Origin of the sequence: Edaphobacter sp. 4G125, assembly GCF_014274685.1 — a bacterium.
GTDB lineage: Bacteria > Acidobacteriota > Terriglobia > Terriglobales > Acidobacteriaceae > Edaphobacter.
Window position 1 is genome coordinate 3,393,905 of record NZ_CP060393.1, and the last position, 19,541, is coordinate 3,413,445.

20 protein-coding genes are annotated in these 19,541 nt (G+C 55.4%); 10 read left to right on the forward strand and 10 right to left on the reverse strand.

The window, feature by feature from the left end; genetic code table 11:
- The first annotated feature begins 49 nt into the window (after positions 1–49).
- From bufB to H7846_RS14065, 5 genes are read left to right on the forward strand one after another with little or no spacing between them, the layout of a single operon-like run.
- A complete protein-coding gene (bufB, locus tag H7846_RS14045) occupies positions 50–913 on the forward strand; it encodes an MNIO family bufferin maturase (protein ID WP_186692902.1) in 864 nt (287 codons plus the stop codon).
- Complete coding sequence (locus tag H7846_RS14050; protein ID WP_186692903.1) at positions 910–1,809, forward strand: HvfC/BufC N-terminal domain-containing protein; 900 nt, start codon at positions 910–912, stop codon at positions 1,807–1,809. The genes bufB and H7846_RS14050 overlap by 4 nt, the downstream gene beginning before the upstream one ends.
- Positions 1,806–2,315 carry a DoxX family protein gene (locus tag H7846_RS14055; protein WP_186692905.1) on the forward strand — a complete coding sequence of 170 codons (510 nt, stop codon included), beginning with the start codon at positions 1,806–1,808 and terminating at the stop codon, positions 2,313–2,315. The genes H7846_RS14050 and H7846_RS14055 overlap by 4 nt, the downstream gene beginning before the upstream one ends.
- Before the next feature lie 19 nt (positions 2,316–2,334).
- Positions 2,335–2,919 carry a sigma-70 family RNA polymerase sigma factor gene (locus tag H7846_RS14060; protein ID WP_186692907.1) on the forward strand — a complete coding sequence of 195 codons (585 nt, stop codon included), beginning with the start codon at positions 2,335–2,337 and terminating at the stop codon, positions 2,917–2,919.
- Complete coding sequence (locus H7846_RS14065; RefSeq protein WP_186692909.1) at positions 2,910–3,176, forward strand: anti-sigma factor family protein; 267 nt, start codon at positions 2,910–2,912, stop codon at positions 3,174–3,176. Before H7846_RS14060 ends, H7846_RS14065 begins: the two co-directional genes overlap by 10 nt.
- 36 nt (positions 3,177–3,212) lie before the next feature.
- Here the strand turns inward: H7846_RS14065 and H7846_RS14070 are convergent, their stop codons facing one another.
- From H7846_RS14070 to H7846_RS14095, 6 genes are all read right to left on the reverse strand, one after another.
- Positions 3,213–3,659: a hypothetical protein gene (locus H7846_RS14070; protein ID WP_186692910.1), complete on the reverse strand. Its 447-nt coding sequence runs from the start codon at positions 3,657–3,659 to the stop codon at positions 3,213–3,215.
- On the reverse strand, positions 3,656–4,222 hold the full coding sequence (locus H7846_RS14075) for an NUDIX domain-containing protein (protein WP_186692912.1): 567 nt from the start codon (positions 4,220–4,222) through the stop codon (positions 3,656–3,658). The genes H7846_RS14070 and H7846_RS14075 overlap by 4 nt, the downstream gene beginning before the upstream one ends.
- 13 nt (positions 4,223–4,235) lie before the next feature.
- Positions 4,236–6,404: a CocE/NonD family hydrolase gene (locus tag H7846_RS14080; RefSeq protein ID WP_370561279.1), complete on the reverse strand. Its 2,169-nt coding sequence runs from the start codon at positions 6,402–6,404 to the stop codon at positions 4,236–4,238.
- A 124-nt stretch (positions 6,405–6,528) separates the two neighbouring features.
- Positions 6,529–6,750, reverse strand: coding sequence for a CDGSH iron-sulfur domain-containing protein (locus tag H7846_RS14085; protein WP_186692914.1), 222 nt, complete (start codon positions 6,748–6,750; stop codon positions 6,529–6,531).
- Between the two features lie 79 nt (positions 6,751–6,829).
- Positions 6,830–7,093, reverse strand: a complete 264-nt coding sequence (locus tag H7846_RS14090; protein WP_186692916.1) for a ubiquitin carboxyl-terminal hydrolase 14 — start codon at positions 7,091–7,093, stop codon at positions 6,830–6,832.
- Positions 7,094–7,149: 56 nt separating this feature from the next.
- A complete protein-coding gene (locus tag H7846_RS14095; protein ID WP_186696400.1) occupies positions 7,150–8,595 on the reverse strand; it encodes a sigma-54-dependent transcriptional regulator in 1,446 nt (481 codons plus the stop codon).
- Positions 8,596–8,989: 394 nt separating this feature from the next.
- On the opposite strand from H7846_RS14095, the gene rph reads away from it, so the two are divergent.
- The 3 genes from rph to H7846_RS14110 all read left to right on the forward strand — a co-directional run bounded on the left by rph (position 8,990) and on the right by H7846_RS14110 (position 11,059).
- Positions 8,990–9,736, forward strand: coding sequence for a ribonuclease PH (rph, locus tag H7846_RS14100; RefSeq protein ID WP_186692918.1), 747 nt, complete (start codon positions 8,990–8,992; stop codon positions 9,734–9,736).
- A 13-nt stretch (positions 9,737–9,749) separates the two neighbouring features.
- Complete coding sequence (lepB, locus tag H7846_RS14105) at positions 9,750–10,517, forward strand: signal peptidase I (RefSeq protein ID WP_186692920.1); 768 nt, start codon at positions 9,750–9,752, stop codon at positions 10,515–10,517.
- A 113-nt stretch (positions 10,518–10,630) separates the two neighbouring features.
- Positions 10,631–11,059, forward strand: a complete 429-nt coding sequence (locus H7846_RS14110; protein ID WP_186692921.1) for a cupin domain-containing protein — start codon at positions 10,631–10,633, stop codon at positions 11,057–11,059.
- 136 nt (positions 11,060–11,195) lie between these two features.
- Here H7846_RS14110 and H7846_RS14115 read toward each other — a convergent pair whose 3' ends face one another.
- Entirely contained in the window at positions 11,196–11,897 is a 702-nt protein-coding gene (locus tag H7846_RS14115; RefSeq protein ID WP_186692923.1) for a hypothetical protein, read from the reverse strand.
- Positions 11,898–12,318: 421 nt separating this feature from the next.
- Between H7846_RS14115 and H7846_RS14120 the strand changes: the two genes are divergently transcribed.
- Positions 12,319–13,329 carry a tagatose 1,6-diphosphate aldolase gene (locus H7846_RS14120; RefSeq protein ID WP_186692925.1) on the forward strand — a complete coding sequence of 337 codons (1,011 nt, stop codon included), beginning with the start codon at positions 12,319–12,321 and terminating at the stop codon, positions 13,327–13,329.
- A gap of 240 nt (positions 13,330–13,569) precedes the next feature.
- Here H7846_RS14120 and H7846_RS14125 read toward each other — a convergent pair whose 3' ends face one another.
- Both H7846_RS14125 and H7846_RS14130 read right to left on the reverse strand, forming a co-directional pair.
- Entirely contained in the window at positions 13,570–15,108 is a 1,539-nt protein-coding gene (locus H7846_RS14125) for a SulP family inorganic anion transporter (protein ID WP_186692927.1), read from the reverse strand.
- An 8-nt stretch (positions 15,109–15,116) separates the two neighbouring features.
- Complete coding sequence (locus H7846_RS14130) at positions 15,117–15,794, reverse strand: carbonic anhydrase (protein ID WP_186692929.1); 678 nt, start codon at positions 15,792–15,794, stop codon at positions 15,117–15,119.
- Positions 15,795–16,785: 991 nt separating this feature from the next.
- On the opposite strand from H7846_RS14130, the gene H7846_RS14135 reads away from it, so the two are divergent.
- A complete protein-coding gene (locus H7846_RS14135; RefSeq protein WP_186692931.1) occupies positions 16,786–17,958 on the forward strand; it encodes a hypothetical protein in 1,173 nt (390 codons plus the stop codon).
- Positions 17,959–17,961: 3 nt separating this feature from the next.
- Here the strand turns inward: H7846_RS14135 and guaA are convergent, their stop codons facing one another.
- Positions 17,962–19,521, reverse strand: coding sequence for a glutamine-hydrolyzing GMP synthase (guaA, locus tag H7846_RS14140; protein WP_186692932.1), 1,560 nt, complete (start codon positions 19,519–19,521; stop codon positions 17,962–17,964).
- Positions 19,522–19,541: the final 20 nt, after the last annotated feature.

A 19,541-nucleotide genomic window follows, 5' to 3' on the forward strand; every position in this document is an offset into this window, starting at 1 on the left:
TGATCCACCTCTCGGCGATACAGCTTCTACTCCAAAAGGGCGATACAAGATGCCAGCAAACCGATTCAACGCATTCACAGACTACGGAGTTGGAATTGGTCTCCGCGTTCCACACTACCGGCACATTCTCGAGAAGAAACCCGTCGTCGATTGGTTTGAAATCATCTCTGAAAATTACATGGTCGATGCTGGCCGTCCACTCTCCGTTCTCGATAGCATTCTTGAACAGTATCGGGTCGTGCAGCATGGCGTCTCCATGTACTTCGGCTCAGCCGAGCCTCTCTCGCGCGAGCATCTACGCAGAATAAAAGCGCTCGTCCGTCGCACGAAAACTCCCTGGCTCTCCGACCATCTCTGCTGGGGCTCCGTCGACGGCACTTATACGCATGATCTGCTGCCCATGCCTTACACCTTTGAGGCCGCCCGTGTCACCGCCGAAAAAATTCGCCAGGCACAGGACTTCCTCGAAGTTCCTATCGCCGTCGAAAACGTCTCCAGTTACGCCGAGTTCCACGTCTCCGAGATGACCGAGTGGGAGTTTCTCAACGAGGTCGTCGAGCAAGCCGACTGCGGCATTCTTCTCGACGTCAACAACATCTACGTCTCCTCGCAGAACCACGGCTTCGATCCGCGCACGTACGTTGAATCCATCCCCGCCCACCGCGTTGCGCAGATTCATATCGCCGGCCACTCGAAGTTTGAGAAATACATCCTCGACACTCACGATCATCCTGTCCTTGATCCTGTATGGTCGCTCTACGCTCGCGCTATTGAACGATGCGGGCCCACCGCCACCCTGCTTGAGTGGGACGACCACATCCCCTCCTTCGACGAGGTCCACACCGAAGCCCTCAAAGCGAATCGCTATCTCAATCCGCAATCGACGCAGGAACCCCTGGCGGTGACCGCATGAACGCTCCCAGTCTTTATTCCCTCCAAAAGCGAATGGCCGCTGCCGTCATGCGCCCGCTCACGCGCAATGAGCAAATGCGTCGGCGGGACGAAAACAATCGTCCGATTGCAGACGAAGCAGATTCGTTCATCAAGCCAAATGATCGGCTCTCATCTTTCGAACGACTCGAGATCTACAACCGCCAATATTGGTTCCGGTTGTTCTCTTCCTTCGAGGAAGACTTTCCCGGCCTCAAATCTATCGTTGGAGCACGCCGCTTCGAACGTCTGATGCGCGATTACCTTAATACACATCCCTCTCGCTCGTTCACCCTGCGCAACCTCGGCTCTTCGCTCGTCCCCTGGCTTCGTGAAAATCCGCAGTACACCCAGCCCGAGACAGACACCTCTGTCGCAATGGCTGCGCTTGAATGGGCGCACATTGAAGCCTTCGACAACGAACAGCGATCGCCACTTACAGCAGAAGAGATCGCCTCGCTCACCGAAGCCTCACACCTCGCGCTTCAGCCTTATCTCCAGCTTGTAGATGCTCCCAGTGCTATCGATGATGCTTTGCTCGCCGTCCGAGACGCATCAATGGGCGCCTCCGCACAGGCATCTAACGCCGTCGGCATTCACCTCGTTCGCCGCACTCGCTCTCGCAAACCTGCTCCCGAACAGATCTACCTGGCCATTCATCGTCACGAAAACTCCGTCTACTACAAGCGTCTTCAACGCGAAGACTATCTTCTGCTCCAGGCCATTCGACGAAACGCATCACTCGGTGAGGCCATCGAGGCCGCATTCACTGAAAGTTCTATCCCTGAAGCCGACCGTCCCGCATATATCCAATCAATCTTTCAATACCTCATGCAGATGGGATGGCTCTGCATTCCACGCATAACGGAGGAACGATGAAAGCTCTCACTCGCGCTGCCTCCGTTCACGGAGCACTCTGCAATATCGCTCAAAAGCTCGTCTCTCCCTTTCTCCTTGCAGTCCGGCTCTACTGGGGATGGCAGTTCTTTCAAACCGGCCTCGGCAAGCTCCGCAACCAGGCAAGAGTGGTCGACTTCTTCACCTCGCTCAACATTCCCTTTCCTGCCATCAATGCTCATTTTGTCTCTGGCCTCGAATTCTTCGGCGGCATCCTGCTCGTACTAGGCCTCTTCTCGCGCCCCGTCTCACTTCTTCTCACCGGCTCGATGTTTATTGCCTACTGGACTGCCGACCACGACGCGCTGGTCTCTATCTTTTCCAACCCCGGAAAGTTCTACGGAGCCGATCCCTACACCTTTCTCTTTGCCGCGCTGATGATCCTTATCTTCGGTCCTGGAAGATTTTCTCTTGACGCGCTCATTGCCACGAGGTTCCACTCATATATGAACTCGCCACGTTGGGGAACGGATACCGTTGTCAGCTGAACCACGAAATGAAGCGGCTATGATCGCGAAGATTCTGACGGGACAAACCGAGATCTTCCATGAGCTGATTCGCCCCTACGAGCGCAGTGTCTACCTGATGGCGCTCTCCCTGCTGCACAACGAAGCCGAAGCAGAAGATGCCGCCCAGGATGCCTTCCTCAAGGCATATCGGAATCTGGGTAGTTTCCGCTCCGAATCCCGTCTCAGCACCTGGCTCATCGCAATTGTCCTCAATGAAGCCCGCGCCCGTCTGCGCCGTAAACAACCTACCCTTACCGATTCCATCGACGACGATTCCGAAGGCGCCATTACACCCGCACAGCTTACCGACTGGCGCGAGATCCCCTCAGACTCCCTCGCGCGTCAGGAGATTCGCAATCTTATTCGTCAGGCAGTGTCCGCACTCCCCCTGCCCTACCGCGAAGTCTTCGTCCTCCGGGAGATCGAAGAGCGCAATGTACAGGAGACTGCCGAAACCCTCGGCATCACCACAGCATCCGTTAAGATGAGGCTTCACCGCGCTCGCATGATGCTGCAGAAGCAGCTTGCGCCACAGCTCAAATCGGCCGTGCCGTCCAGCCGAAGGAGGTTCCCATGGTTCTGAACTGCCGCCATGTCTGGGACTATATCTCCGGCTATCTCGACAACACGCTCGATGCCCAGACCCGTACTGACGTCGAAAAACATCTCGAACATTGCGAGATCTGCTCCGCTGTCCTCGATTCGACACGCAATATCCTCATCCTCACCGCAGACGATCGTGTCTTCGAGCTTCCAGTCGGCTTTAGCGAGCGGTTACACGCGCGCCTCGCTCAGGCCATGCTCGAAATCCCTCCGGACGAGCCCGAGTCGTCCGCTTGAACACGGTAGGAGAATCTCGATATCTGGACACAACGTCTATAGGAAATGCCGCAGGATGGAATGCTCTCCATGAGCCATCCACTCGGCTGCGAGCAAAAACAATGTCACAATCGCCAATGTTACCTGCAAGCGCTCCGAGCGCAATTTGGCGCCCGAGACCGGCTGCACTCTCCACTGCGCCGCTGGACGCGCACGCAGCGATCGTACACGCCACACGGAGTACAGATTAAACAACGCGCCGCCCAGCGCGAAGATCATCATTGGGATACGAATGGCGTCCCCGTGAAACCACTGGGCAGATCCATAAAATCCGCTTGCCAGCGCGCCTAGACCAATCAACGTCCTGAAGCCGCTGACTGCCATGAATGCGGCACATCCGCTTTGCAGCAAAGCGAATAGAAAACTACCAGTATTCGTCCAACGCAGTTTGCCTCGCTCAGCTTCAACAGCATCAGACTGCTTCTGAAGTATTTCGTCGCTCATTCTTCCCTCGCCGGTCGGCCATGATCAAGCCATACCTTATACAGACCCCATGCCGCGATGGAGCTGTTATCGACGATCTCTCCGTCCAGCACCATGCGCTCAAACTCCTGCACGCTCACACGTTTCAAAACGAGATCATGCTCTTCCACATCAGGATCAGCCTTACCCTGCGTCAATCCCTCAGCCAGATAGACATAGTGTTTCTGATTCATCACCCCGTAAGCAATCTGGAGCGTTCCCAGCAGAGTCATCCGTTTCGCTTCGAGCCCAGTCTCCTCCCGAAGCTCTCCACGGGCCAATTGCTCAGGAATTATCTCTGCCTGCTCCCACCCGCCTTGAGGAAACTCCGCAAACCTCCCTTGTACCGTGTAACGAAACTGTTCGATCAGGTAGACAAACTCACCTTCCTGCGTTTTTTCCAGCGGAATGATGACAGATCCGGGATCCTTGTCAATCACGCCATAAATGCCTCGCTGTCCGTTAGCACGCTCAATCACATCCTCCCGCACGCGCGTCCACGGATTGCGATAAACCTCTCGGCTGCTGATCGTCTTGATGCTCAAGCTCTTCTCCTGCTTATTCCGGCATTTCAAACTTAAGATGCGAAGGATACTTCGCCGACCCATAAATTGAAATCGTCTGACCAGAATAGGAGTTCGCCGGAGCCATCATGATGTTCGGCACATAGGTTTGCGGATTCCGGTCATACAGCGGGAACCAGCTCGATTGTACCTCCACCATAATGCGGTGCCCTTTTAGGAAAGTGTGGTCCACACCGTGCAAACTCCACTTGTACTCTGTCACCTCACCCGGTTTCACGGGCTCTGGCTTCTCCAGGCTGTTCCGATAACGACCGCGTAGAATCTCATCGGCAATCATCAACTGATAACCGCCCATCCCATCCGGCGCATCTTTGGGATACACGTCAATCAGCTTCACCACCCAGTCGCCATCGGTTCCCGTTGTCGAGGCAAACAGATCGGCAACAACGTCTCCTGTCACCGTCACATCATGATCCAACACAGGAGTCGTAAAGTTCGCCAGGTCTTTACGGCCGCTCACAAACCGCTGATCTTCCACCAGCCATGTTCGCCACTTCGATCCATGCCCATACGTCGACTGAATCGGCCTGTGACGGTACGGAACTGGATTCTTTGGATCGGCGCTGTAATTTGTCGCAATCTTCCCGCCCGTCCCCTTCTCTCCTGGCGCCGTCATCGTCAGGCTGCGATCGGCATTCAAATACAACTTCGCTTCCTTGAAGCCTTCCTTCGGTGGCCACGCGCTATATCGCTCCCACCGGTTCACTCCTGTCCGAAAGCTCGCCGTATCCTTCAGATCAAATCCCTGTCGGTCCTTCAGGTACTTCTCAAAAAATGGCGCCTCAATCGTTTTGCGATAGGTATCACCCGTCGGCGCGCCAAAATTTACCACTCCCAGGTGGCGCGTCGTCTGAACCCAACCACCGTGGTTCCACGGCCCCAACACCAGAAAAACTTCATGGTTCTTATCGTGCGGCTCCAACGCCGCATATTCCGCCTGCGGACCCCACATATCCTCCTGATCCCACCAACCGCCGACCTCCAGTGTCGGAACCTCCACCTTCGTCAGATGCGGTTCCACCGCCATCGCCTGCCAGAACTTCGTATATGCAGGCTGCGTCAGAAACGCCTTCGCCGTCGGCAGATTGCTCATTCCCGCGCTCTTCGCTGCGCCTGCAAAGTTTTCATTTTTCAAAAAGAACTCAAATGTATCCTCGTTCGAATCGACACGCACATCGGTCTTCTGTCCCTCAAGCTGCTGCACATAGTCGAAGCCGTATGTCTCGCGAAATGCTCCGTTGTGAAAGAAATCATCGCCAATCCAGATATTGGTCATCGGTGCTTGCGGTGAGATTGCCTTCACCGCCGGATGTGCGTTGATGCCTGCCATCATCGCTAGAAATCCCGGATACGAGATTCCATACGCGCCCACGCGCCCATTATTATTCGGAACATTCTTCAACAGCCAATCGACCGTGTCGTTTGTGTCAGTGGTCTCATCCACATCGTTCTTCGTCTTATGTTCGACGATGGGATGGTTCATCACGAACTGGCCTTCCGATTTATATCGTCCGCGAATATCGCCAAATACAAAAATGTATCCGCTCGCCGCCAGCTCTGGCTTCGATGCATTCACGCTCGTCGACGACTCATAATCCACTCCATAGGGTGTTCTTTCCATCAGAAATGGCAGTGGCTCCCCGGAGTGCTCTGAGCCTTCCGGACGAAGAATCACCACATGAAGCTTCACGCCATCGCGCATCGGAATCATCTCCTCCGAGCGCGTGTACTCGCGAAAATGGTTCAGCTTCTCCGGCTGATCGCTGAACCGCACCATAGTCGCCGCGCCCCCGTTGCTACGGGATCCCGCCATGGTCGTCTTCAGTTCTGTCACTTTGCCAGCCGCATCGCGAATGAACTCCACGCGTACCGGAATTCCGGGAACAAAAAAATGATCTTTTGACTCTGATTTCAGTTCCCTGGTCTCCATGCGCTCCCCTTCGACGCAAAGAGCCTCCCCACAGACCGTCACTACATGGATTACGTCCGGCTCGAACGTTCCGCGATACTGCCCGACATACTCAGCTAGTTGTCCTGCCGGTAACGTCACCGCAGCTGGATCGGAGACGTTCTGTGCGCACAAAGCAACCGGAAATGCCAACGCACCACAGAAAACCAGCACGGAGAAAGCACGGGGCATCATCAAACAGACCTCCAAAATCCATCTATCGAACTATAGAAAAACGACCACCGATGAATAGGATGTCATCAACGGAATCCGATTGAAAGATCCGTTCCATCCGTATCATCAGTGGCCGTCCTGTTCTTTAGGTAAGATTCGCTGGGCTCGCCTGGCACTGGAACCCGATCCTGTTATGGGATCCATCGCAGAAGGGACGCTTCTCGCTCGCGCCACACCGGCACAACGAGATTGCTGGCTTGCCCGTTAGGTCCCAATGCCGTCCATCCGCGTCTGTCAACGAAATCGGTCCCTCCACCCGTAGTGGACCATTCGGACGAACTGTAATCTTCACTGCTTGTTCTGACATGAGTACTACTCTCTTTCGCTAAGATGAGCCCAGCATAGCAAACCCGCCTGCAATTTGGCTCCACCGCAAAATAGCCACCTCAATCAGGAAAATCCAGCTCCACCTCATCCACGTAACACCATCCCCACGTCTCACCCGGCTCAATCGACCGCATGATCGGATGCTTCGTCGTGTGAAAGTGCTTCGTCGCATGCTTGTTGGGCGATGAATCGCAGCAACCCACATGCCCGCAGATCTCGCACATTCGCAGATGGACCCACCGCCCACCAATCTTCAGGCAATCCTCACAGCCCTTGGCCGAAGGTTTAACGTCACGTATCTGGTCCAGATGTTTACACTGCATAACGCCCCTCTCCATTCATCTCAGGATGCTAACTCAAAAACATCTCAACCAGATTTCTACTCCTCTGTCATTTCCGCGATCCCATACTCCTTAAGCTTGCGATACAGAGTCGTTTTTCCAATCCCCAACAATTTAGCGGCAAGCAATTTATCCCCATTCAACTGACGAATCGTCCCCAAAATCGCCTGCTTCTCCATCTCTGCGATTGAAAGAATCTCCCCCGCCCCTTGCGTCCCCATCGATGGAGAATGAGCCTGAGCCACCATCTCTCCCGAATCTTCTGCGGCTTCGGCGCTTTGCTGCATTCTCAGATCTTGCAGCTGTGTCGGCATATCTCCCAAATGCAGCACTGGACCACTCGATAATGCGCAGGCACGCTCGATCGCGTTCTCCAACTCACGGACATTCCCTGGCCAGTCATACTCCGCCATTAGCCGCAGGGAATCATCGGAAAGCGTTCTCTCCACGCCGCTCTCCTTCTCCATCCGAGCCAGAAAGTGGATCGCCAGCAACGGAATATCATCTCTCCGCTCCCGCAGCGGAGGAATCTTCAGGTTGACCACATTCAGCCGGAAAAAGAGGTCCTTACGAAATTTGCCCTGCTCCACCATAGCCGCCAAATCACGGTTGGTCGCCGCCAGTACGCGTGCCGAGATGGGACGAGCCTGTGTCGCTCCCACCGGACGAACCTCCTTCTCCTGCAAAGCCCGCAACAGCTTCGCCTGCAAGTCCAGCGGCAGCTCACCGATCTCATCCAGAAAGACTGTTCCACCCTCTGCCGTCGCCAGCAATCCCTCCTTAGCGCGATCTGCTCCCGTAAAGGCTCCCTTCACATGCCCGAACAGCTCGCTCTCAATCAGACTCGGCACCAGAGATCCACAATCCACCGGAACAAAAGGCTTGGCCGCGTTCGGTCCATTAAAGTGAATCGCTCGCGCTACCATCTCTTTGCCCGTTCCACTCTCGCCCAGAATCAGCACCGGATGCGTCGAGAACGCCACCTTCGACAGAATCCGATAGAGCTTCTCCATCTCCGGAGACTGCCCAATCAGCCCTTCCGTGTCCTCCTGCGAACGCAGCCTCTCCCGCAACAACCGGCTCTCGCGGTCAAAGTGCGCCCGCTGCCCTGCTCGTTCCAGCACGGTCGTCAGCTCTTCCAGTGTGAACGGCTTCGTCAGGTAATCCCGCGCCCCAATCCGCATCGCCTCCACCGCCGAGGAGACTGTCGCAAACGCCGTCATCACCACCACGGCCGTATCCGGATACAGCGTTTTCACCTGCTCCAGTAGGGTCAACCCACCACCATCCGGCAGCTTCAGGTCCAGCAGCAGCACATCGATCTTCCGATGCTTCAGGATCGCCCGAGCACCCGCAACGCTCTCCGCACTTACAACGGCATAACCCGACCCTTCCGCCGCCGAGCTGCATGCCTGGAGCATCGAAGCATCATCGTCGACGATCAGAACATGCAGCATCCTCTTGCCATCGATCGATTCGGACATCTTGACATCACCTACCGCCTTCGCACTCTCTGCCCCAATCACCAGTCCGGCAGATCCCTGCCGATTCCCCGTCGCCTTCCTGTCCTGCACTACTGTTGTCATCGTCTTCACTCCAACCCTTTTCTTCTCTGCAATGGGCTGCACATCTCTAATCAACTGGAGTGCCAAACTGGAACTGGCCCGTATCTGACTGAAAGATCAGAGATAAGAACCATTCGTTTTTAACTCCCCTCCAGACAAGCACCACTTCTCCAATCCCGCAATTCCCAATTTGGGACAGAACCCGCCAGATAAGCCCAAATTGCAACACTTAGCGCTCATTCCGGATTCCCTAAACGGAACTCTCGTCCCGATTCGGGAATCTCATTGACCGCCATCTATAATCAATTTCCGAATGCTTCCTGCCTCTTCCCAAATCTTTCGTCCCGACTCCCGTCCCGCCGATTCCCTTCGTACCCTCCGCATTACTCCTGGCTTTGTCGCCATGGCCGAAGGCTCCGTCCTCATCGAAACCGGGAACACCCGCGTCCTCTGCAACGCCTCTGTCGAGCAGGGAGTCCCCGCCTGGCTCCGCAACTCCGGCCGCGGCTGGGTCACCGCCGAATACGGTATGCTCCCCCGCGCCACCCTCACCCGCACACCACGCGAAGCCGAGCGTGGAAAGATCGGTGGCCGCACCCACGAGATCCAGCGCCTCATCGGCCGCAGCCTTCGCTCCGTCGTCGACATGAAGGCCCTCGGCGAGCGCACCGTCATCCTCGACTGCGACGTCCTCCAGGCCGACGGCGGAACCCGCACCGCCGCCATCACCGGCGCCTGTGTTGCCCTCGCCATCGCTCTCCAGAAGCTCGTCGCCGCCGGAACCCTCAAGTCCTCGCCTCTGCGCCAGATGGTCGCCGCAACTTCCGTCGGTATCGTCGACAGCAACATCCTGCTCGATCTCTGCTACGAAGAGGACTCCCGCGCCACCGTCGACATGAACGTCGTCATGCTCGCCGACGGCGGTCTCGTCGAAACCCAGGCCACCGCCGAAAAAGATTCCTATTCTCGCCAGCAACTGAACGAGATGCTCGACTACGCCGAAAAAGGCATCCACGAACTCCTCGCCGCTCAGAAGGCTGCTCTTGCCGCTTCACTCTAATCGACAGGAAACCATGATGAAAAAGACCTCGAACGAGACCCGCAGCAGAACCCTTCATGAGTTCGCTTCTCTCTGCTCTACCTTTGCAGTTGGCCTCTTCATCATGACCTTTCTCTTCCAGAACTTCGCCATCCCCTCCTCTTCCATGGCGAGCACCCTTCTGGTCGGCGATCACGTCCTCGTCGAGCGCGTCTCTCTCGCACCCTCTTCCCCTCTTGCTGGATTTCTTCCCTACGGCCAGCTCCATCACGACCAGCCCATCGTCTTCTGGCGGCCCGCGCCCAACGCCAGCGGCGACCACGACATCCTCGTCAAGCGGGTCATCGGACTTCCTGGCGATCGCATCCATCTTCGCCACGGCGTGGTCTATCGCAACGGCATTGCTCTGCACGAGCCCTACGCCGCTCACCCCACCGCGGCCAACTACGATCCCTACAACGACGACTTTCCCGCCATCCCCGCCGACCAGGGCCGCGACGTCCTCGCCTCCTGGTCCGTCGATCTTCCCACCCACATTCAGGGAGAAGACCTCGTCATCCCTCCCGGCTATTACTTCATGATGGGCGACAACCGCACCAACAGCTACGACAGCCGTTACTGGGGACTCGTGCCTCGCGCCAACCTGATCGGACGCCCCCTCTTCATCTACTGGTCCTTCAAAACCCCCGAAGACCAGGAGTACAAAACCTCCCTCTCCGACCGCTCCACCTTTGCGTTCCATCAGGCCCTTCATCTCTTCGATGAAACCCGCTGGGACCGCACCTTCCGCCCTGTCCGATAAAAACATACCGCCTGAGTTCGCAAAACACACGAAGCGACATATCAAAAAAGCGGGCTTCAACCGACAAGATAAAAGTGCAAACGGGACAAGTAAAACACTCGAAAGGTAAAACTGTGAATCCGAGAAAGGCTTTCAAGGTATTTGGAGAAAACATCGAGGTCCTTGTCACCAGCGAAGAGACCCAGGGAACATTCAGCATGATCGTCCAGACCTCTCCTCCAGGAGGCGGACCACCACCCCATATGCACCGCGATGAAGACGAGATCTTCCGCGTTCTGCAAGGAGAATTTGAGCTCTTTGACGGGACGCAGTGGACGAAGCTCCAGGCTGGAGAATACGCCTATACCCTTCGCGGCAGCGTACACACCTTCCGTAACTGCGGCACAACCGAAGGAAAGATCCAGGCCATCGTTATTCCCGGTAAGCTGGACCGCTACCTTGAGGCCATCTCTCCGTTCAACATGCCTCAGGACGTCGAGCGTGTATTGGAGATATCACAGGACTTCGGGATCACTTTCGTTACACCGGACCAACAAACATAACCGATCCACCGCATGCCCCATTCATGCCGCCGTTTCATCGCGGCATGAGTGGGAAATATTCGAGCGTTAGCACAAACCTTTCCCACACTGCCATCACCAGCTATCCCTTCCACAGCGCCATTCTGAACATTCCAACTCAATGGCAGGCCTGCACATCCTGAAAACTCCCGCCTGGTACTGCCATTGAAGTCACCCCCTGTGCACAGGAAAGAATCTTCTGGTCCAGAGGATCATCGTTCAGCGAATCTGGAGAAACATACGTCACCGTGCTCCTCAACGCCAGAAAGCGATCACTCAACTGCTGGACCATCCCCATTGCGCTTTGCAACAGCGGCAGCATCTGGCGGTCCGCCTCTGTACTCGCTGTAGCCGAAGCCATCGTCATTCGGTTTTCTGCGTTGCGGCGATACCCGGTAATCCAGCTCTGCTCCACTGGGTTATTCGTGCGAACAGCATTTTCAATCGCGCTGCGCCACTCTCGAACTGCCGTCACCTGTTCCACCGCAGCGCGCAGAAACTCCCGCGTGAACCCCTTCTCTTCAGGCGGCTGCGGAGCAGCAACTGGTTGTGGAGGAGGAGGAGCAACCCTTGGCGAAGGCAACGTCAGTACAATCCTGTTTCCCTGAAAACCCAGCGTCGCACCTGTAATCCGGGCCAGCCCCTCCACCTCGACATACGCGCGACCATTGCGACGGATCACGGCTGCATATCCGTCATGGTTATTCACGACCAGTTCCGTGCTCCGCACCTCGGTTTGGGTTGCATTCTGCGCCGCTCCCGGCATGCATCCGATGACAATCGTCAGCCCCGCTATCCCAATTCTGCGCCAGCCCCTCATCGATCGCTCCTCCGCAAACAGTTCGGTCTCAGTCTATCTATTCCGAACATTGAGCCGTACCCCTCAAATCTCTGCCTTACAACAGCAATCTGCATGTCAAGCCTCCAAAGACGTCAAACATCGAAAAATCAATAACTTACAGGATGCAGGTTTACCCACCCCGACTCACTACAATAGAAAGAGATCGAAAAAAATAGAGAGCGAAAATGGCGGTACAGACCTATCCAACACAGCCGCGTTTGCATCCGCTTTCAGCCTGAAGTGGCTCACACGGGAGGTCCGAACCTAAACCAAGCGATTCGAATACTTTGCGCAAAATAGATAGGGGGGAGGGGAGATGCAGCGAACACCTCTAAGCCAGCTCTCATCTGCCCTGTGTAAAATGACCCTCTAAATACCTAACTTTAGGAGAATAAGAGCAATGTCGAAGCTGACCCCAGGCAAACTTGCAGGACTCAAAGCCGTTTCCGACCCGCGTGGCGTAATTGCCGCCGCTGCCATGGATCAGCGCGGCTCTCTCCAGAAGTCGCTGGCCAAGGAGCGCGGAGCCGCCGCCAACGCCCAGGACCTCGAAGAGTTCAAGATCGGCGTAACTGATGTCCTCACCCGCCACGCCTCGGCAATTCTGCTCGACCCTGAGTACGGCCTTCCTGCCTCGAAGGTCCGGAACGGTAAAGGCCTCCTGCTCGCCTACGAAAAGACCGGATATGATGCTGCAACCCCGGGCCGCCTCCCCGACCTGCTTGATGTCTGGAGCGTACGTCGCCTGAAGGAAGCCGGAGCCGACTGCATCAAGATCCTCCTCTACTACACCCCTTTTGAGAAAACCTCCATCAACGATCACAAGCACGCCTGGGTCGAGCGCATCGGCGACGAATGCCTTGCCCATGACATCCCCTTCTTCCTCGAAACCGTCGGTTATGACGCTGAGGGTGGCGATGAGAAGTCTCTCGCCTACGCCAAAAAGAAGCCCGAGGTCGTCTCCGGTTCGATGGCAGAATTTGGCAAGGCGCGTTACAACGTCGACGTCCTCAAAGTCGAAGTCCCTATCGAGATGTCCTTCGTGGAAGGCACAAGGTCCTTCAAGGGGGAACGCGCATACACCCGCGCCGAAGCGTTGCAGCACTTCCGTGATGCCGAGGCCATGACCCACAAGCCTTTCATCTACCTCTCCGCCGGTGTCTCCAATCCTGTCTTTATCGAAACCCTCGAACTCGCGGGTGAATCTGGAACGAAGTTCAACGGCGTTCTCTGCGGCCGCGCCACCTGGAAGGACGGTATCCCCATCTTTGCCAAGCAGGGGCCGAAGGCCTTCCGCGAATGGCTCGAAACCACAGGCGTTGAAAACATCAACAACGTCAACAACGCTCTTAAGGCCGCCACTCCCTGGTATCACAAGTTCGGAGTGAAAAGCCTGGCGGAACTTAGATAAGCACGCTAGTCACTCTAGCGCTGTCATCCTGACCGAAGTTCCTAACAAAAGCGGAATCGAAAGATCTGCGGTTACGAAATATCCAGAACAATTAAAACGGCGGACCCTAAGGTCCGCCGTTTCTCTTTTTACTTTGTTTTTTACTGCATCGCCTGTACTGCTCTCGAACAACCTCGGAAACTTGAAAAAAAAGAGCGGGGCCGACGGGATTGCAGCCCCGCTCCTGCGAAAAATCAATCTCTAAGTCAACGTCTCACTCACACGCGCGCGATACCGCAGGTGAAGTTTCTCCATCTCGATATGGATATGCTGGCCATTCTGCTCGCGCCGCTCCGTCCAGCTCTCGATTACCTCGATGCAGGCATGATCGATATAACGAAGCCCGGCACAATGCACGTGCACTGTGCCCTGCGCCTTCACCTGGTCCAGCGCCTGCGTGACCTTCGGAATGGAAATGAACGTCCCAATCCCAGAAAGATGAACATGCGTATCTCCCCCCTGGTCCTCGATGCGTGCCTCCAGCTGAGTGACTGTGTACAGCAGCCGCAGCAACGAAAGCGCCACGCCAACCACGACACCAGTGAGTAGATCGGTCGCCACAATCGTGATCATGGAAGCGAAGTAGATCAGGACCGGGACCTTGCCAAAGCGAGCAAGCTTCTTCACCTCTGAGGGTTTCACCAGCTTGATACCGACAAAGATCAGCACAGCTGCAAGACTTGCCGTCGGAATCATACGAAGGATCGACGCCAATAACAGAACCGAGATCAACATCCAGACGCCGTGCAAGATCGCCGATCGTTTCGTCTCAGCTCCTGCCTGTACGTTGGTGGAACTGCGAACGATCACGCCCGTCATTGGTAGAGCACCCACAAGCCCGCAAAGCATGTTACCGACGCCCTGGGCCGTAAGCTCGCGATCGTAATTCGTCTTCCAACGTGTCTGCATCTGCTCAACCGCAGCTGCAGAAAGCAGCGTCTCTGCGCTGGCGATAAATGCCAGAGCCAGTGCCGTTCCAACAATGGTCGAAAGAGATAACCCATGAAGCGCGTCCACGCTCGGCAGCGAGATCATCTGAACCAGATTGTCGGGGACTTTGATGCGATTGACCCCGAGGTGAAACATCTGGGCGACCGCTGTTGCCGCACCAATCCCCAGCAGAGCTCCCGGTACTAGCTTCAACTTCGCAGGACGGTACTTCTCCCACAGCAGCATGACCCCCATAGTGATGATCCCCACAAAAGCGGCTGCCTCTTCCTTACTTCCATTCAACGGAAACAGACCACCGAAGACTGCTCCCCACATCCCCACAATGTTCTCCGGGCCGCTGTGCTTTGGAGCCTGATCCAGTACGACATAAAACTGCTGAATCACAATCAGTACTCCGATCCCGGCAAGCATCCCGTGAATTACCTCTGGCGAAATAGCGCGAAACCATCGCCCCGCTTTCAGAAGACCTGCAACCAACTGAACCGCTCCTGCAATCATCAGCAGTGGCCCGAGCACTGCCACACCATGCTCCCGAACCAACTGAAAAACAATAACCGCGAGCCCCGCGGCGGGGCCGCTTACCTGTAATGGCTGTCCCGCGAAGAAACCTACAACCAAGCCACCGATAATTCCTGTAACCAACCCTGATGCAGGTGGCATTCCCGAAGCTAATGCGATTCCCATACAAAGCGGCAAAGCGACCAGAAAAACAACTACGGAAGCAGAAAGGTCTCGCACAAACGAACCGCCCTGCGTTTCGCTCCTTATGTGATTAAGTTGGTTCGACATAAAATCTCCTATGCAATCTTGCGTTGTTTACCAGGCGGCGCCATCACACTGGACCGCTCTCCTGTGACAAGAGGGAGAAAACAGCCTTGCTCTGCATCCAACTGCAGGATGTCTCCCCTCCCGATGTCGTAGACCCACCCATGCAATTGAACGGCTTTCTTTCGAATCGCTTCGTCCACCGATGGATGCATACGCAGGTTCTGCATCTGAACGATGACGTTCGCCTCAGTTACAACATCGAGGGTCTCCTCAAACGACATGGAGGTTGTGTCCTTCAGCATCCTTGTAAGCCACCGTGCCGACGGACCGGCATGCTCAAGCCATCCCCGAACAACAGGCAACGATTCAAGGGATTCGCTCTTCAGGATGCCTTTCATTGCGCCACAGTCGGAGTGTCCGCAAACCACGATATCGGGGACCTTCAACACGCGGACCGCAAACTCGATCGTTGCTGGCACGCCGCTACCGACTTCACTAGGCGGAGGAATCAGGTTGCCCGCATTTCGGCAGGAGAAAAGAACTCCCGGATCGCACTGCATCATCATCTCCGGCATCACTCGAGAGTCGGAGCAGCAAATAAACAGCGCCTGGGGTTGTTGGCCTTTGGAGAGTTTTTCAAAAAGTTTTGAATGTTGAGGATAGACCTTCGATCGGAAACGGGTATAACCATCGATCAACTGCTGCATAAATCTCCTACTCGAGCTTGTCTTTCAAAAGACGGCTCTGGGCGCCCAGAACGTGTACACCGAGGTCAGGCCGAGATCATTTAGAAAGGGATCTCGCGAAAGTTAGCCCTAGCCAAAAGCACTGGACGAACAAACCTGGCGAGGTTACGCGATGGAAGATTTATGCAACAGGAGGAGCACGGCCCAAGCCCGGGACATGCAGCATACTGGCAGGCACCAGTATGTTTTTTGGTGTTACCCATTCCTTCAACCCAGTAGGAATCGGTAACTGAAATCTGGCCGGCAGAACGGCCGTTGCCAGCAAAGAAGGAAGAGAAGAAAAGCCCGGCCGCGTGTTCTGTTTCAGATACCCTGAACGCGGCCCCGCATGGTCCAAGACGGCGTCCTTCGGAAGCACCATCTCAGCGACAAAGCGGTCACCGCGCGAACTTAGCCGACGAGGCCCATGAGACGAGATATGAGAGTAATGGACCTGCCTGAAAAAGGCGATATGGCGGCCATGCATGACTCCGAGCAGGCAGAGCAGATTCAGCGCGGCTAAAAGAACGCCGAACTTTAATCTGTGTCTGCTCGAGATAGATCCTGCTCCATCCATATATGATCCAGGGAGCAACTGCTCCTCATCTGTAGACGCCAGAAAATACTTAATGGCGCATTTATTTTTTATACCTTTTGCGTTAAAAATAGTGCGTATTTCAGACTATCTTTCGATTCATACGAGCCTATCTTTGCGGGTATTACCACATAAACAACCACCGTTGTTGTTCTTTGAAAAAATCGCCACTGCCAACATAAGCCAGCCTTGTATCTTCATCTGGATTTAAGCTGCATATTTTAACCTATGTCCTAGATGTCATACCCGCGTCCTGATCGCGCTTTATTCTCTTTTGTTTTTTGCCTTTTGTCAGCTTCAATCACATGGGGGCAAACAAAAACTATTACGCTCCCTGTGGGAACGCCTTTATCGGTACGCATCGTTCAGCATACCCCGATGCGCACAGGGGAGATTATCCGGGCAGAACTTCTCTACCCTGTCTATGTCGACAATCAAATTGGACTAAAAGAAAAAACGATCCTTCTCGGGGATGTGACTGAGCTTCATAAAGATACGGCTCGGCGGACTCATGCACGAATTAATGGTGATTTCACCCCCTTTCACACTCCTGTTGTCCACTTCAGCCAGATCGTATTAGAGAATGGCCTGGCAATCCCCCTTGATGCCGGACCGGCAATCGATGGTGCCCCTGTTCTGCGCCTCAACGCGCCAGCGCCACGGAAAGGCGGCTTTATTCGGAGGCAATGGGAGACAGGCATGCAGATCGCTCACGATCAAATCAGCGTCTTTACAGCTCCTGAAAAGGGAGACCGCCTCCTTCAATTTGTCTATCATCAGTTGCCCTATCATCCAGAACGCATCGAAGATGGCACCTCCTGGACGATAGAAACAACCGAACCCATCACCATTCCAGCTCAATCACTACAAACTCCACCGCCTGCCATATCTCCAACAGCACCCGATACGGGTCGCTCTACATGGATGATGGAAGCCTATCTCCGCCAGCCATTGAGTTCGGCTACAGCAAAGACTGGTCAACCGATCCAGGCAATGGTTGCGGAACCGATCTACAACCGTGACCACACCATCGCGATTCCGCAGGGAGCTCTCCTGATGGGAGCGGTTACACAAGCCCGGCCAGCCCGTTCCTTTGCACGCGCAGGAGTTCTCTCCTTCGATTTCAAACAGATCACGCTCCCGGGAGGAACATCGCAAAATGTTCAGTCGGCACTGACAGGAGTCGATGCCGCATCAGGAGCCAATCTCGCCATGGACTCTGAAGGGAGAGTGAAGCCCAAGCCGCAGGATAAGGTCGTCGTTCCCTTGATACTAGCGTTGCTTGCGACCCGCCCATTAGATGAGGATGGTGGATTGCAAGCGGGGAGAAATTTCGTAGGCGCCAATGGCTTCGGCCTGGCCGGAAACATTATCGCGCTCGCAACCGGCTCGGCAAAGGTTTCGGCAGGGATTGGAGCTTACGGTACAGCCGTCTCACTCTATCGTCGCTGGTTCGCCCGCGGCAATGATGTTGTCTTTGCCAAAAACACTCGCATCGTGGTTGAAGCCACACCACGCGGCTCCTCAGTACTCAAACCACAACACCGCTAAGCTTTATTCCCACTCGATCGTTCCAGGCGGCTTCGACGTGATGTCATAGACCACGCGATTGATTCCCCTGACCTCGCTTACGATACGACTGGAGATCGTTCGCAACACCTCGTACGGCAGAGGAGCCCAGTCCGCTGTCATGCCATCTTCGCTCTCCACCGCACGGATCGCGCAGGTATAAGCATAGGTTCGCTGATCCCCCATCACGCCCACGCTCTTGACCGGCAATAGCACCGCAAAGCTCTGCCATACCTTGCGATAAAGCCCTGCCGCCTTGATCTCGGTAACAACAATCTCATCGGCCTCCTGTAACAACGCGACGCGATCTGCTGTCACCTCTCCAAGAATACGAACTGCAAGCCCCGGCCCTGGGAACGGTTGCCGCTCCAGAATCTCATCCGGCATTTTCAAGTCGCGCCCAATCCGCCGGACCTCGTCTTTGAACAGATCGCGCAATGGCTCGATCAGCTTCAGCTTCATGTTCTCCGGAAGGCCGCCAACGTTGTGATGGCTCTTGATCGTATGCGAAGGACCATGCACACTCGACGACTCGATAACATCGGGGTACAGCGTTCCCTGCACCAGCCACGCGATCTCTTCTCCTGCACTCTTCTCGGCTTCGAAAATCTTCGTTGCTTCGTCATCAAAGACCGCGATGAACTCATTGCCAATGATCTTGCGCTTTTTCTCTGGGTCCGTCACGCCGGCAAGCTTCGTCAAAAAGCGCTCACCCGCATCGACCGCAACTACATTCAGTCCCAGCTGTTCGCGCATCGTGCGCTGCACTTTGGCAAACTCGTCCTTCCGTAGCACTCCGTTGTTCACGAAGATGCAGGTCAGCCGGTCTCCGATTGCACGGGCCACCAGAACAGCGGCCACCGACGAATCCACCCCACCGCTCAGGCCGCAGATCGCATGACCATCGCCCACCTGTTCTCGAATGCGCTCTACAGTCGACTGAATGAAGTGCTCCGGAGTCCAGTCCTGCTTCGCGCCACAGATATCGAGGCAAAAATTCTTCAGCAGTTCCATGCCCTGACGGGTATGCGCGACCTCGGGATGAAACTGTACTGCCCAGATCCGTCGCGACTCATCGGCAATTCCTGCAACTGCATTGGCCGTCTTGGCTGTCAGGTGAAAACCCTGCGGCAGCGCCTTCGCTTCGTCGCCATGCGACATCCAGACATCCAGCGTCTCGGGTAATCCACGAAAGAGTGGCGTCTCCGCCACCACGCTCACCTGCGCATGACCATACTCCCGTGCAGGAGCGGATTCTACCTTGCCGCCAAGATGATGCGTGATGAATTGCAATCCATAACAGATGCCCAGAACAGGTACTCCCATCGAAATCACTGCCGGGTCAGCAGCGGGAGCATCCGCATCATAGACCGAGCTTGGGCCACCGGAGAGAATGACTCCTTTAGGCTTTAGCTCGCGGATCTTGTCGAGCGAAACCGTGCAGGGGAGTACGACGGAAAATACATTGAACTCGCGAATGCGGCGCGCAATCAGCTGTGTGTATTGCGACCCAAAATCCAGGATGACGATCGTTGAGGTGTCCACATCTCTAGTGTAACTGGAGC

Bases quoted from the DNA above. Each gene is read 5' to 3' on its own strand.
- bufB (WP_186692902.1), top strand. From the start codon at position 50: ATGCCAGCAAACCGATTCAACGCATTCACAGACTACGGAGTTGGAATT.
- H7846_RS14050 (WP_186692903.1), top strand. From the start codon at position 910: ATGAACGCTCCCAGTCTTTATTCCCTCCAAAAGCGAATGGCCGCTGCC.
- H7846_RS14055 (WP_186692905.1), top strand. From the start codon at position 1,806: ATGAAAGCTCTCACTCGCGCTGCCTCCGTTCACGGAGCACTCTGCAAT.
- H7846_RS14060 (WP_186692907.1), top strand. From the start codon at position 2,335: ATGATCGCGAAGATTCTGACGGGACAAACCGAGATCTTCCATGAGCTG.
- H7846_RS14065 (WP_186692909.1), top strand. From the start codon at position 2,910: ATGGTTCTGAACTGCCGCCATGTCTGGGACTATATCTCCGGCTATCTC.
- H7846_RS14070 (WP_186692910.1), bottom strand. From the start codon at position 3,659: ATGAGCGACGAAATACTTCAGAAGCAGTCTGATGCTGTTGAAGCTGAG.
- H7846_RS14080 (WP_370561279.1), bottom strand. From the start codon at position 6,404: ATGATGCCCCGTGCTTTCTCCGTGCTGGTTTTCTGTGGTGCGTTGGCA.
- H7846_RS14085 (WP_186692914.1), bottom strand. From the start codon at position 6,750: ATGTCAGAACAAGCAGTGAAGATTACAGTTCGTCCGAATGGTCCACTA.
- H7846_RS14090 (WP_186692916.1), bottom strand. From the start codon at position 7,093: ATGCAGTGTAAACATCTGGACCAGATACGTGACGTTAAACCTTCGGCC.
- H7846_RS14095 (WP_186696400.1), bottom strand. From the start codon at position 8,595: ATGTCCGAATCGATCGATGGCAAGAGGATGCTGCATGTTCTGATCGTC.
- rph (WP_186692918.1), top strand. From the start codon at position 8,990: ATGCTTCCTGCCTCTTCCCAAATCTTTCGTCCCGACTCCCGTCCCGCC.
- lepB (WP_186692920.1), top strand. From the start codon at position 9,750: ATGATGAAAAAGACCTCGAACGAGACCCGCAGCAGAACCCTTCATGAG.
- H7846_RS14115 (WP_186692923.1), bottom strand. From the start codon at position 11,897: ATGAGGGGCTGGCGCAGAATTGGGATAGCGGGGCTGACGATTGTCATC.
- H7846_RS14120 (WP_186692925.1), top strand. From the start codon at position 12,319: ATGTCGAAGCTGACCCCAGGCAAACTTGCAGGACTCAAAGCCGTTTCC.
- H7846_RS14125 (WP_186692927.1), bottom strand. From the start codon at position 15,108: ATGTCGAACCAACTTAATCACATAAGGAGCGAAACGCAGGGCGGTTCG.
- H7846_RS14130 (WP_186692929.1), bottom strand. From the start codon at position 15,794: ATGCAGCAGTTGATCGATGGTTATACCCGTTTCCGATCGAAGGTCTAT.
- H7846_RS14135 (WP_186692931.1), top strand. From the start codon at position 16,786: ATGCGCACAGGGGAGATTATCCGGGCAGAACTTCTCTACCCTGTCTAT.